The following is a 13196-nucleotide window of genomic DNA, read 5'->3' on the forward strand; positions in this document are numbered from 1 at the left end:
GCACCCGCAACGGCGGCGCAGCCGCCCAAAGGCCTCCAGTCAGCACTGCATTGATACCCCCGCGGGTGCGCTGACGCTTACACCGCGCTACAAAATCAATGCACATCGTAGTGCGGTGTAACGAGGTCGCGAGGAACGAGCGAAACCGAGGCACCCGCAACGGCGGCGCAGCCGCCCAAAAGTCTCCAGTTAGCACTGCATTGATACCCCCGCAGGTGCGCTGACGCTTACACCGCGCTACAACAGAGCACCACCGAAAAAGGAATTTTCGATGCTAGATATCTTCCACCACGGTGGTGCAACAGGCGTAACGGGCAGCTGTCACCAGCTAATCCTCAATAGTGAAAACTCACTACTAGTCGATTGCGGCCTTTTCCAAGGTGAAGACGCAGCGCAAGATAGCTTTCAACAGCTGCAAATTGAGTTTGATATCAGCACCGTTAAAGCGCTGATTATTACCCACGTACATATTGACCACGTCGGGAGGCTGCCTTACTTGTTGGCAGCGGGCTTTAAAGGCCCGATTATTTGCTCCATACCGTCGGCAACGCTATTACCGCTGGTTATTGAAGACGCTTTAAAAATCGGTTTCACGCGTAATGCAGAACTGATCCAGCGTTTCCAAGCGCAGCTTGAGTCACAAATTGTCAGCGTGGCTTACGGCAAATGGCACTCGGTTGTGAATGAGTACGAGAAGGGTAAGCAGGGCATCACCACACGCATCAAACTCAAAAGAGCAGGGCACATACTCGGTTCCAGCTATGTTGAAGTTGCTCATCAGTACGCCAATGGCAGCAAAGAGCGTATTGTCTTTAGCGGTGATTTAGGGGCACCCTACGCTCCGCTATTGCCCGTGCCTAAATCACCCTATGGTTGTGACCAGCTAGTTCTCGAAAGCACCTACGGCGACCGTCAGCACGTAGGTCGCCGTAAACGTCGTGCCACGCTAAAAAATGCCATTGAACAAGCCCTGGCTAACGGCGGTACGGTCATGGTGCCCGCCTTCAGCATTGGCCGTACCCAAGAGCTGCTTTACGAGCTGGAGGGCATTATTTATGAAGCCAAGCGCAACGCCAAAAACAACCAGTGGCAAGCTATAGAAATTATTGTTGATTCACCGCTTGCTGCACGCTTTACCAACGTATATCGCCAGTTAAAGCCCTACTGGGATAAAGAAGCCCAACGCCGCTTACGTAGTGGCCGCCACCCGCTCAATTTCGAAAATCTCTACACCGTAGAAAGCCACGAAGCCCACGAGCAAACTGTCCAATACCTAGCGAAAACTGGCCGTCCAGCGGTAGTCATTGCTGCCAGCGGCATGTGTGCAGGTGGGCGCATCATGAACTACCTAAAAGCCATGTTAGGTGATGAGCGTCATCAGGTATTGTTCGTGGGGTATCAAGGGGCAGGCACGCCAGGGCGAGCGATACAGCAATATGGCCCGCAGGGCGGTTGGGTGGAAATAGACGGCCAGCGTATCGACATCAATGCAGGCATTACCACCATTAGCGGCTACTCTGCTCATGCAGATCAAAAAGGCTTGCTTAATTTCGTCAAGCGCATGCGTCGCTGGCCTCATACCATTCGCCTTGTACATGGCGAAAAAAACGCTAAAAACGCGCTCAAACATGAACTAGAAGCGCTTTATCAGCGTAAAGGGAAGCAAGTTGATGTGGTGAGTGGTGAATAGTGAGTGGTAAGTAGTGAGAGGTGAGTGGTGAGGAGCCTGGCGTGAGAAAACATCAGGAATTGCGTGTGTGGCAACAGTCCATGGATCTAGTGGAGCAAATTTATAGCATTACTAACCAATTTCCTGATGACGAGCGTTACGGACTTATTAGCCAGATGAGGCGGTGTGCAGTATCAGTACCTAGCAATATTGCAGAAGGTGCAGCAAGAGGAAGTACACAAGAATTTATTCGTTTTCTATATATTTCCAAGGTTCTCTCAGCGAGTTAGAAACACAGTTACTCATAGCAAACCGTCTAAACTATCTAAGTGATATTTCTGTAAACTTAAATAGTATCCAGCAAATCTCTTCCCAGCTAGGCGGCCTTATTAAACACTTAAAAAGTCGGTCAAACTAACTTGCCCATGAATTTCCTATTTACTATTCACCACTCACTATTCACCACTCACTATTCACGAGTTCACCACTCACTATTCACGAGTTCACCACTCACTAGTTCACGAATTCAAAATGATTGAAATCAAACACCTCTACAAGCGTTACCACAACCATCATGGTAGCGACTGGGTACTAAAAGACGTCAATTTCACCATCCCTATGGGCGTTAGTGTAGGCTTAATAGGCGCGAACGGAGCAGGTAAATCGACACTTTTGCGTCTTATTGCTGGCATGGATACCCCTGAGCGTGGAGAGGTTATTCGTCATAGTCGTGTTTCCTGGCCAGTTGGTCTTTCTGGGGGAATGCAGGGAAACATGACGGGACGCCAAAACGTTAAATTCGTTGCCCGGGTGCAAGGCAGTGACCCCGAAGAGGTCAAGCGGGTTATCAAGTTCGTAGAAGAGTTCGCAGAAATTGGCCCAGCCTTTGATGAGCCCATTCGTACATATTCATCGGGCATGAAGTCACGTATTTCGTTTGGTTTATCGCTCGCGTTTGATTTTGATGTCTACATTTCCGATGAAGCCACTGCCGTTGGTGATCGCGCATTTAAAGCCAAAGCTAAAGAGCTATTTGAATCGAAAACGGGTCAAGCCTCTTTGATAATGGTTTCCCACTCAGAAGGTATTTTGAAAGACCTCTGCCAGGCAGGGGTTTATCTCAAAAAAGGCAGCGCCTTTTGGTACGACGATATCAACGATGCCATTGCCGCCTATCATTCAGATGTAGACAAAAAGCAACGTCAGTCTGAACTGCCTAGCGATGTGGTAGGGGCTCGTAAATACCTACAGGCCTGCCACGCCGATTTGAAAGCCGCTCAAGAAACCCTTGCTGATGCCAAAGAGCAGGAAGACAAGGAGGCGCTCGCTGCTGCTAAAAATGCAGTTAAAGAAGCTAGCAGCAGAGCAAGAGAAGCGCGTGAAAACTTAGAGTTACGGCAAAGCACACGCTAGCGTCAGCGCTAATGAAATAGTCAATAAGATAGTTACTGAGATTGCAGCATGAGCAAAACTTTTTTCATTACCGGTGGAGCAGGTTTCATTGGTTCTGCCGTTATTCGTGAGTTAATCCATAACACCGACAACCATGTCGTGAATGTTGATAAGCTCACTTATGCAGGCAATCTAGAATCGTTGGTAAGTGTCGCTGACAGTGAACGCTACACGTTTGCGCAAGCAGACATTTGCGATGCACCTGCGATGCAGCAGTTGTTTGAACAGCACCAGCCGGACGTGGTGATGCACTTGGCAGCAGAAAGCCATGTAGACCGCTCCATCGATGGCCCCGCCGCGTTTATTCAAACCAATGTGGTCGGTACAGCGGTTCTGTTAGAAGCCGCCCGTGCTTACTGGAAAAGCTTACAGCAGCAAGAGCCTGCCAAAGCAGAAGCATTCCGTTTTCACCATATCAGTACTGATGAAGTGTATGGCGATTTAGACGGAACCGATGAGCTCTTCACCGAAGAAACCTCCTACGCGCCAAGCTCGCCATATTCGGCGAGTAAAGCCAGTTCAGACCACCTGGTTCGCTCCTGGCAGCGTACCTACGGCTTGCCCACACTGGTCACCAATTGCTCTAACAACTACGGGCCGTATCACTTTCCCGAAAAGTTAATTCCGCTGATGATCCTAAATGCTCTGGCTGGCAAGCCGCTGCCGGTATACGGCGATGGTCAGCAAATTCGCGACTGGTTGTATGTCGAAGATCACGCCCGCGCCTTAATTAAGGTGGCTACTGAAGGCGAAATCGGCGAAACCTACAACATTGGCGGGCATAACGAACAAACTAACTTACATGTAGTAGAGACTATCTGTGAGATTTTGGATGAGCTAGTGCCATACAAAGTGAAGGGTAGTTCTCACGATTCACCACTCACCACTCACGATTCACATAAACAACTGATCACGTTTGTGACTGATCGCCCAGGTCACGACGTACGTTATGCCATTGATGCCAGCAAAATTGAACGCGAACTTGGCTGGACACCAGAAGAAACCTTCGAAACTGGCTTACGAAAAACTGTCGAGTGGTACCTCGCCAACGAAACCTGGTGGAAGCGCGTGCAAGACGGCAGCTACCAACGGCTGGGCACCAACACGTAGTGCGTGGTAAGCCTACGGCGCACCCGCAACAGACTTTCGGATTTCGCGGGTGCCTTGGTATCGCTCGTTCCTCGCGGCCTCACTTCGCCGCGCTGCAGGTTGCGCAATCGATTGACGTTAAGGCTTCACTATGAATATCTTCATCACCGGTGGTAACGGCCAGGTCGGCTTTGAATTACAGCGCCAATTTGCCCCTTTCGGCACTATCTTGGCCCCGACACGCCAAGAGCTCGACTTAACCAACGCCGAAGCCGTCGATGTTTATCTTGAAAAACACCAGCCCGGCTTAATACTCAACGCGGCGGCCTACACAGCGGTTGATAAAGCCGAGAGTGAACCAGAGCAGGCAAAGCGCCTAAACGCCAAACTGCCAGCGCAGTTGGCCGATTACGCCGCGACGCAGGGCATTCCCCTGGTGCATTACTCAACGGATTACGTCTACCCAGGCAACGGCGAAGCCTCTTGGCAGGAAGACAGCCCCACCGGTCCGCTAAGCGTTTATGGCCAAACCAAGCTGGAAGGGGATGAAGCCGTCGTTAAAAGCGGTGCCAGCCACCTGATTTTTCGCACGAGCTGGGTATACGCCGCGCGTGGCAATAACTTTATGAAAACCATGCTACGCCTTGGCCGCGACCGGGATGCACTGAGCATTGTCAACGATCAAATTGGTGCGCCTACCCCCGCACGTCTAATCGCCCAAATTACTGCCCTGGCTTGTACAAATCACCACTCGCCGTCCACTGCTCACCATTCTCTATTCACTATTAACATTCCCCAAGGCATCTACCACTTAGCGCCTAGGGGAGAGACAAGTTGGCACGGCTTCGCCAGCGAAATTTTCACCCAAGCCCGTGGAGCAGGGGAAGCACTAACGATTACGCCTGAAAGCACCGCAGGCATCCCCACGGCAGAATACCCAACACCCGCTAAGCGCCCGCTAAATTCGCGCATGGCGCTAAGCAAGCTAGAAAACTCACTAGGCATCACCATGCCCACCTGGCAAAGCCAGTTGGGACTGACACTGCGTGAATATCTGGATCGTTAGTCCGATCGTTAGCAAGTCATGCAAAAACAGCCTTGCGTATACATTATGGCGAGCAGGAAGCGCGGCACACTTTATATCGGTGTGACCAGCAACTTGTCCCAGCGAGTATGACAGAACGTCGGGCACGCGGTAATGACAGAACGTCGAGCGCGTGGGAACGACAGAACAAAAGGTTAATGAATGACTATGAGTCAAAGTACACCAAGGAAAGGCATTATCCTTGCCGGTGGCTCGGGTACGCGGTTACATCCCATTACCCGCGGTGTATCCAAGCAGCTACTGCCTATTTACGATAAGCCGATGATCTACTATCCGATCTCGGTGCTCATGCTGGCAGGTATCCGAGAGATCTTAATTATCTCAACGCCGGAAGACTTACCGCAGTATCAAAACTTGCTAGGTACCGGCGAAGACTTCGGTATTAGCCTGGAATACGCAGAGCAGCCTAGCCCTGACGGCCTAGCGCAAGCGTTCATTATTGGCGAAGAATTCATTGGTAACAGCTCGGTGTGCCTAGTGCTAGGCGATAACATCTTCCATGGGCAGCACTTCTCTGATCAGCTAAAACGCGCCAGCTCATATACCTCCGGTGCGACGGTATTTGGTTATCTAGTCAAAGATCCCGAGCGTTTTGGTGTTGTAGAATTTGATGAAAATAGCAACGCTATTTCCATTGAAGAAAAGCCCCTAAAGCCCAAGTCCGCCTACGCGGTGACCGGCCTGTATTTCTACGATAACGATGTTGTTGAAATCGCCAAAAACGTAATGCCTTCAGAGCGTGGCGAGCTAGAAATTACCAGTGTGAATAACGCCTATCTAAGGCGTGGTGATTTACGCGTAGAACGCCTTGGCCGCGGCTTTGCCTGGTTAGACACCGGCACCCACGACAGCTTGCTAGAGGCCAGCCAATACGTGCAAACCATAGAGCACCGCCAAGGTCTTAAAATCGCCTGTCTAGAAGAGATTGCTTGGCAGCACCAGTGGATTAGCGACGAGCGCCTAGCCGAACTCGCCAAACCACTTGCCAAAACGCAATACGGCCAATACCTACAGCGCCTACTCAAAACGAAAGGTAACAAGTAAGGAGTGAGTAGTGAGGAGAAAGTAATCTTACCCCTCACGCCTTACATCGAGCTCCTCATCCTTCACCGCTCATGGTTTAGATATGCAATACGAAAAACTCGCCATTCCTGATGTTGTGCTTATTACTCCTCAAGTGTTCGGCGATGAGCGCGGTTTCTTTATGGAGACCTTCCGCCAAAGTGAATTCGAACACCACTGTGGCCACTACACGTTTGTGCAAGATAACCACAGTAAATCCACTCATGGCATTCTGCGAGGGCTGCACTACCAACACCAGCAACCACAGGGTAAATTAGTGCGGGTAACCCAGGGTGAGGTCTTCGATGTGGCGGTGGACATGCGCCAAAGCTCACCCACCTATGGCCAATGGGTAGGCGCAACACTCAGTGAACAAAACAAGCAAATGCTTTGGGTTCCCCCCGGTTTCGCCCACGGTTTTTATGTCACCAGCGAAACGGCTGAGTTTCAGTACAAATGTACCGATTACTACGCCCCTGGGGATGAAGTGTCTATTTTATGGAACGACCCGCAACTGGCTATTCAATGGCCTACCCAAGGCCAGATGCCCCAGCTTTCTGCAAAAGATGAGCAAGGGCTTGCTTTTAAAGCCGCGCCAGCTTTTGACTAAAAACGATGAGCTAACGAACACACTCAAGCTGAAGTGAACGAATGAACATAACGGTTTTTGGTACAGGTTACGTAGGGCTTGTTACAGGTACATGCCTAGCAGAAGCAGGTCATCACGTTATATGTGTCGATGTGGATGAGCAAAAAATAGCCCAGTTAAACCAAGGCATCATCCCCATTTATGAACCTGGCCTAGAAGCCATGGTAAGGCATAACGGCGAGGACGGCAGGCTCAAGTTCACCACCGATGCAGCGCAGGCGGTACAATTTGGTACCCTGCAATTTATAGCGGTAGGAACGCCTGCTGATGAAGATGGCAGTGCCGATTTACAGTACGTGCTGAATGTAGCCGAAACGATTGCTCAGCATATGGACGGCTACAAAGTTGTTATTGATAAATCGACTGTGCCAGTTGGTACCGCTGAAAAAGTACGCGATACCATTGCAGAAACGCTCAGCAGTTTAGGTAAAGATTACACCTTTGATGTATGTTCCAACCCTGAATTTCTCAAGGAAGGGGCTGCGATAGAAGACTTTACCCGGGGCGCTCGGATTGTGGTGGGTACTGACAGCCCCCACGTAGAAAAGCTAATGCGCGAATGCTATGCCCCGTACAACCGCAATCATGAAAAAATGCTGTTTATGGATGTGCGCAGTGCCGAGCTGACCAAGTATGCCGCTAACGCCATGCTAGCCACTAAAATCAGCTTCATGAACGAAATAGCGAATCTCGCTGAACGCCTGGGCGCCGATATTGAGCAGGTGCGCCAAGGCATAGGTTCCGACCCGCGTATTGGCTACCATTTTATTTACCCCGGCTGCGGTTATGGCGGCTCCTGCTTCCCTAAAGATGTTCAAGCGCTTGCCCGCACCGCTGGACTGGCAGGCTACTCTGCTGAACTGTTGAAAGCCGTCGAAAGTGTCAATGAACGGCAAAAACAGACGCTGTTCACCAAGCTAAGCAATGCCCTTGATGGGCAGTTGCACGGCAAAAAAATCGCTGTATGGGGGCTTGCCTTCAAGCCGAATACCGATGATATGCGGGAAGCACCCAGCCGCGTATTAATGGAAGCGTTATGGGAAGCCGGTGCCCAGGTACGAGCGTTCGACCCTAAAGCGATGGAAGAAGCAGCCCGCATCTATGGCAGTCGTGAAGGCTTAACGTTATGTAAGCGAATGGAAGATACCGTCATCGATGCAGATGCACTGGTGATTTGTACCGAGTGGCAGCAATTTCGAGCAGTAGACTTAACGTGGTTGGCTAATCAATTAAAAGGCGGTGTGGTCATTGATGGGCGTAATCTTTACAACCCCAAGGAAGCCAAAGCCGTTAATTTACGCTACATATCGGTAGGCCGAGCATAGCGCGGCTAAATAGAGCAGTGCTATTGCGCTCTTAATTTTGGTCAAGCACTCAGGACTCACTGCCTATTGTAGGAGGCCGCTTTAGCGGTGGTCCGACATCTCGGCGATGGCGGCGCAGCCGCCCTTACTATAACTGGGCGCATTAGTTTAAATTATCGTCGAAGTGTCGAACCAAAGTTACAGCTAAAGTTCCCTCCCTCAACACCAGGGCAGCTAAGTGGCTTTAGCTAACTAGCTTATCTGTTCAATTTTGAAAAATATGATCAACATTCAAGCAAGGAGCTTTCAACCTATGCCGCGGGTAATTTATCTGGGCTTGCAAGCCTTCGCGCACGAGCCGCACCAGTTATTGCCAGCTGCGGAAAATCCGTTGGCATGCGAATCACTAGTAGATATCAGCGAGGCAGATGCGGAAGTTCCAAACAGCACATGTCTGTTATCCACGTTGAATGATGAAGACGCCGTTAAGCTACGCGCTTGGTGTAAGCACGACGCAGAGCGTCAGCTAATGATCGCTTGGCCACAGCCAGATGCCTGGCTAGCGGCAAGCCTTGCAAACGGCGCCGTTGCCGAAGAGGCGCTTAATGACTGGTTAGCGCAAGCCAAGCGACTACTTGCACTGTTTCGCTCAGCGCGCCGCCAGATTACCTTAGTAGGCTACTCGCCAGGCCGCACGTCAAAGCTAATTGATGCGCCGCTCGACTTACAAACCACAGCAACGGGTAAGGCAATTTATCAGCTAGCCGCGGCTTATCTTTGTGGGCAAGCCCAACCGTTACAAGACACCTATGCTTACCTGTTGGCTAGCAGCCAGGAGAGCTCTGTTGAGGAAGGCCATGAGGCAACCATCGTCCAGGCCGCGCTTAATGAATATCACGCCCGGCAAGCAGAAAGTGAAAAGGGGCAGCGGGATGGCCGCGCGTTACAACAGGCAGAGAACACCCAGGAACAACAACAGCAAAATATTGCCCGTTTGAAGGGCGAGCTAACAGCAGCACGTGAAGAGTACTCTCTTGTTCTTCAGCAGCTTCAAAGCGTTCAGACGTCGCTGGCTGAAAGTGTCGACGAGCAAAAGACAAAGGCCGAGCAACGTGAGCAGGAGTGCTCAAAACGCCTTGAAGAACTTCAGCAGCAAACTAAAGCGTTGCAAAAGGAAAATGCTCAGCTGAGCCAAGATAACGCGACTATTAAAAAAGCTCAGCTAGCACTTCAGCAAGAAAAAGAGTCCCTAAAAAAGGCGTTGGCGGCGCAGCTCAATACTCAAAAAGAGGGTCAGGAGACCCTTGCTACGGCGCAAAAAGAGAGTGCTCAGCTGCTGAGCACCCTGCAACAGGCACAGCAAGCGTATGAAACGCTGAATCAGGAATACCAAGCTCTGGCCGAGCGCAAGGAGAACCAGATTGCCGAGCAGCAGCGCCTAGTAAGCGCCCAGCAGCAAAACATGGATAGTGTGGTCAGCAAGCTAGAGCGGCGCGCAGCCGAAGTGCAAAAAATCCAGCAACAGCTAGAGAAAAGCACCCTGGATACCGCACACTTCCGCCAACAGCTGGAAAAGCGCCAGAAAGAACTCAATATATTACGTGCTGATACTCAGCGGCATATTAGTCACTTGGAACGCTTAGTACAGTGGCTGCGTGTACATGCCCAGCGCCATGCCGCAGTGGCTTACCGCGATAGCCGAAGCTACAAAAAAGAGCTACCAAAGCAGCTAGCCATGCTGGAAGCAACGCCGTTCTTTGATGCCGACTGGTACCTTGCCCAATACCCTGATGTTGCCAAGTCAGGTATTAAACCCGCCGAACACTTTATTAAGTTTGGCGCGATTGATGGCCGTCATCCAAGTTCTCAATTCAGTACCGACTTTTATCTTACTCACTACAAAGATGTCGCTGCATCAGGTCAGCATCCGCTGCTGCACTACCTGCGACATGGCATCGCCGAACAGCGAAAAACACAGCCACCACAACACCATTTGCCCGCGCCCAAAAAACCGACAGAGGGGGCTGATGCATGAGTCAAGCTGCCGACCTGCTAGTGCATATTGGCCCGCTACGCGAAGAGAGTGAGGCACTCATTAAACAGGCCAGCTTAGCGGTATTGTTGGCATCACTTTCGCCCGTTTCAGCGCACCACAAAGCGTTATCTCAAGTGTTACCGGCATTGCATATTGCAGACCAGCCGATAACCCCCCCAGGCGGAGAAGCGGTGTGTTATGCCTACACACTTAAAGACTTCAACAGCTTGGCTCCTGCCAGTGAGCTAACGACCCTCTATCCAGGTCTTGGCAAGGCTCGTCACCAATCAGTAGATACTCAAACACTGCCGCAGGCGCTAGAGCAGGCTGGCCTGAGCCAAGCAGCGTTCACCCATTTGGTTATCGAACAGCCGGAAATTTCCCTAAGCCTGCTGCAAGCGTTCAACTATTCCGGCTTACTTGATCAGTTAACCCATCTATGGGTGCGTACTAGCCCACTGCGCCTATACGAGGGAATGGCGACAGACGCCGAGCTAACCCAATGGTGTGAACAGCAAGGTTTTGAGGTGGCGACTCAACATGCAGGGGACCCGGATTTCTTTCTTCTCGGTTTTACCCGCAACCCGCTGTATCACAAGCTAAAAGATACCCATGCGCAATTGGCCAAGCGTGACACACAGCTCAGCCAGCTAACCGCAGAGCGCGAAAAGCTGGAAAAAGAACTGGCGGATAGCGAGCGAAACAGTAAGCAGAGTGCCCAAAAGGCCAAGCAACAGCTGGCAGAGAAATTGGCAGAGAAAGACGCTCAGTTGGCCGAGCGTGACACACAGCTCAGCCAGTTAACCGAAGAGCGCGATACGCTGAAAAAGCAGCTAAGTCAGGCGCTCAAAGCCAGCCAGCAGCATCAAAAAGAGCACCAGGAAACCGAACAAGCACTCAAAAAGACCGAACAGCAGTATCAAGACGTTATCAAAGCAGAGCAGAAAGCGCAGGAAAAACTGCAAGAAACGCACACTTGGTTTACTCACCGCAAGCAGCAGGCAGAAGAGGGCGTCGAGAAAATCGCTAGCCTTCAAGAAAAATTAACGCACAGCGAAGAAGAGCGCGAAAATTATCAGCGCTACTTTGCTAATCGAAAAAAACAGCATGAAGAAGCTGAAGCTGAACTAGCGAAAGCCCAGCAGCAGCTAACTGAAAAAGACGCTACGATCAGCCAGCTCAGCGAACAGCTCGCCACGTTACAACAAAGTAACGAACGTTTTGGGCAGTTAGAAAGCAAGCTGGAATCTCTGTTCGGCGAACAGCGCAGCTATATACAGCAAACCACCAATGCCCTTGGTCAGCACGTTACCCGTAGCGCCCGCCAACAGCGTGACGAACAGGCACTAATGAACTACCTGCAGCATGGCCAGCGCCCCATAAGCACAACGCTTGCACCTGGCTATGCCATGGCCTTGCTAGAACACTACAATGCAAACAACCATGATGTAATAGTGATTTTTGGCAGCAATGGCACAACGGAGCTGCTGGCGCAAAGCATTATTAATGCCCGGGCAGAGCAGCCCAAGTTAACCCGGCAGAAAGGCCAGCATCACGGTCAGGAGAACGAGGTAACGTTATCTCACGCTGACCTGCCGCAAACTATTGTTAGCATTACGCATCAGAAAGTAGCTAGCGATGAACTAAAACAGTGCTTGAATAACAAGCGCCTTAGCCACGCGGTCAATGTGGTGCATGCCCCTTGGATAGAGTGCCAAACCAACGACCAAACGGCGTTGTTCTACGCGGCAAACACCGTTCTGCAACGCCTAAACCAATGGCTGCCGGAAGATGCCCGTGTACTAGCTATTGTAGGTGAAGCGCTAACCGAAGCAGGGCACAGCCGAGAAGTGGCGTTAGCGCTACTGCTACAGCAACTGCCCACGCAACGGCTTGATGTTGTGCTGGAAGGTAATAGCTATCCGCAGGAAAACGGCCTAAAGGAAAGCTGGAATACGCTACTCGAGACCCGCCAACGTCCCGCCCAATGGCTAACGCTTCCCAATGCACTCAGCCTCAGAGTAGAAGGGTAGATAACGCATTCTTCCCAACCGTCTTTCCCGTATACCACCGAACCGCCATTAACGGATGCATCTAATCGCCATTAACGCATGCCACCGAACTGTCATTCCCGCATGCCCTTAGCGGGAATCCATTTTGGATTCAGGCACTCAGGCATCAGCGGGTAAGGTCAAGGTGGATTCCCGATAACCCCACTCGGGAATGACAGCCTCTTCTCAGCCGTCATTCCCGCATGCCCTTAGCGGGAATCCATTTTGGTTCAGGCACTCGAGCATCAGTAGGCAAGGTCAAGGTAGATTCCCGATAACCCCGCTCGGGAATGACAAGTGTGGTGCCACTCGGGAATGATCGGGCCGTGGTTGTGGGAAATGACGGGTGAGGGACCCTACCCTAAAAATTCACGATTCACGATTCACGATTCACGACTCACGACTCACGACTCACGATTCACGACTCACGATTCAAGAGATACTCATGGAAAAAGATCTTGTTAAACGCGCTCACGATGCTTTTAAACAAAATGATTATCAAAATGCCATAACACTCTATCAACAAGCTGCCTACCAGTATGGGCAAAGCCTGTTTGATGTTAATATTAAGATTTGTGAACAAAGGCTGCAGAAGCCCGGCCAAGTGTTCCAACATGCGCCCAAAATTGCTGAGACTATCCCTATTGCCCAGCAATTAGCAGAAACTCAAGAGCTGCTGGAATACTACTATCGCCGTTGTCAAGAATTGGAATACCGCCTACAAGACGCTGGCCAAGCGGAAACGTCATAGGGCTGTCAAGGTATGACACTCAGGCCTTA

At 50.9% G+C, this 13196-nt stretch carries 11 protein-coding genes and 1 pseudogene; all 12 read left to right on the top strand.

The annotated features are described in order from the left end of the window. Positions 1–271: 271 nt before the first annotated feature. The 12 genes and pseudogenes from CEK60_RS01120 to CEK60_RS01175 all read left to right on the top strand — a co-directional run bounded on the left by CEK60_RS01120 (position 272) and on the right by CEK60_RS01175 (position 13167). Positions 272–1690, top strand: a complete 1419-nt coding sequence (locus CEK60_RS01120) for an MBL fold metallo-hydrolase RNA specificity domain-containing protein (protein ID WP_089037450.1) — start codon at positions 272–274, stop codon at positions 1688–1690. A gap of 80 nt (positions 1691–1770) precedes the next feature. Then, a pseudogene (locus CEK60_RS22965) lies at positions 1771–2087 on the top strand (four helix bundle protein). A gap of 113 nt (positions 2088–2200) precedes the next feature. Further along, positions 2201–3082 (top strand): ABC transporter ATP-binding protein, encoded by an 882-nt coding sequence (locus CEK60_RS01130; protein ID WP_089037451.1) that lies wholly within the window; start codon positions 2201–2203, stop codon positions 3080–3082. Positions 3083–3130: 48 nt separating this feature from the next. Beyond that, the gene (gene rfbB, locus CEK60_RS01135) at positions 3131–4231 is read left to right on the top strand and encodes a dTDP-glucose 4,6-dehydratase (protein ID WP_089037452.1); all 1101 of its coding nucleotides are present in this window, start codon (positions 3131–3133) and stop codon (positions 4229–4231) included. Between the two features lie 130 nt (positions 4232–4361). After that, positions 4362–5276, top strand: coding sequence for a dTDP-4-dehydrorhamnose reductase (rfbD, locus tag CEK60_RS01140; RefSeq protein WP_089037453.1), 915 nt, complete (start codon positions 4362–4364; stop codon positions 5274–5276). A gap of 18 nt (positions 5277–5294) precedes the next feature. Further along, positions 5295–5387: a GIY-YIG nuclease family protein gene (locus tag CEK60_RS01145; RefSeq protein WP_198361441.1), complete on the top strand. Its 93-nt coding sequence runs from the start codon at positions 5295–5297 to the stop codon at positions 5385–5387. Between the two features lie 75 nt (positions 5388–5462). Beyond that, entirely contained in the window at positions 5463–6359 is an 897-nt protein-coding gene (rfbA, locus tag CEK60_RS01150; protein WP_089037454.1) for a glucose-1-phosphate thymidylyltransferase RfbA, read from the top strand. A gap of 82 nt (positions 6360–6441) precedes the next feature. After that, positions 6442–6987: a dTDP-4-dehydrorhamnose 3,5-epimerase gene (gene rfbC, locus CEK60_RS01155; protein ID WP_089037455.1), complete on the top strand. Its 546-nt coding sequence runs from the start codon at positions 6442–6444 to the stop codon at positions 6985–6987. 41 nt (positions 6988–7028) lie between these two features. Beyond that, positions 7029–8351, top strand: coding sequence for a UDP-glucose dehydrogenase family protein (locus CEK60_RS01160; protein WP_089037456.1), 1323 nt, complete (start codon positions 7029–7031; stop codon positions 8349–8351). A gap of 292 nt (positions 8352–8643) precedes the next feature. Then, positions 8644–10365, top strand: coding sequence for a hypothetical protein (locus CEK60_RS01165; RefSeq protein WP_089037457.1), 1722 nt, complete (start codon positions 8644–8646; stop codon positions 10363–10365). After that, on the top strand, positions 10362–12398 hold the full coding sequence (locus tag CEK60_RS01170) for a hypothetical protein (RefSeq protein WP_089037458.1): 2037 nt from the start codon (positions 10362–10364) through the stop codon (positions 12396–12398). Before CEK60_RS01165 ends, CEK60_RS01170 begins: the two co-directional genes overlap by 4 nt. Positions 12399–12861: 463 nt before the next feature. After that, positions 12862–13167 (top strand): hypothetical protein, encoded by a 306-nt coding sequence (locus CEK60_RS01175; RefSeq protein WP_089037459.1) that lies wholly within the window; start codon positions 12862–12864, stop codon positions 13165–13167. Positions 13168–13196 lie beyond the last annotated feature (29 nt).

This window comes from Halomonas sp. N3-2A, assembly GCF_002216165.1.
In the GTDB taxonomy this organism is placed as follows: Bacteria; Pseudomonadota; Gammaproteobacteria; order Pseudomonadales; family Halomonadaceae; genus Vreelandella.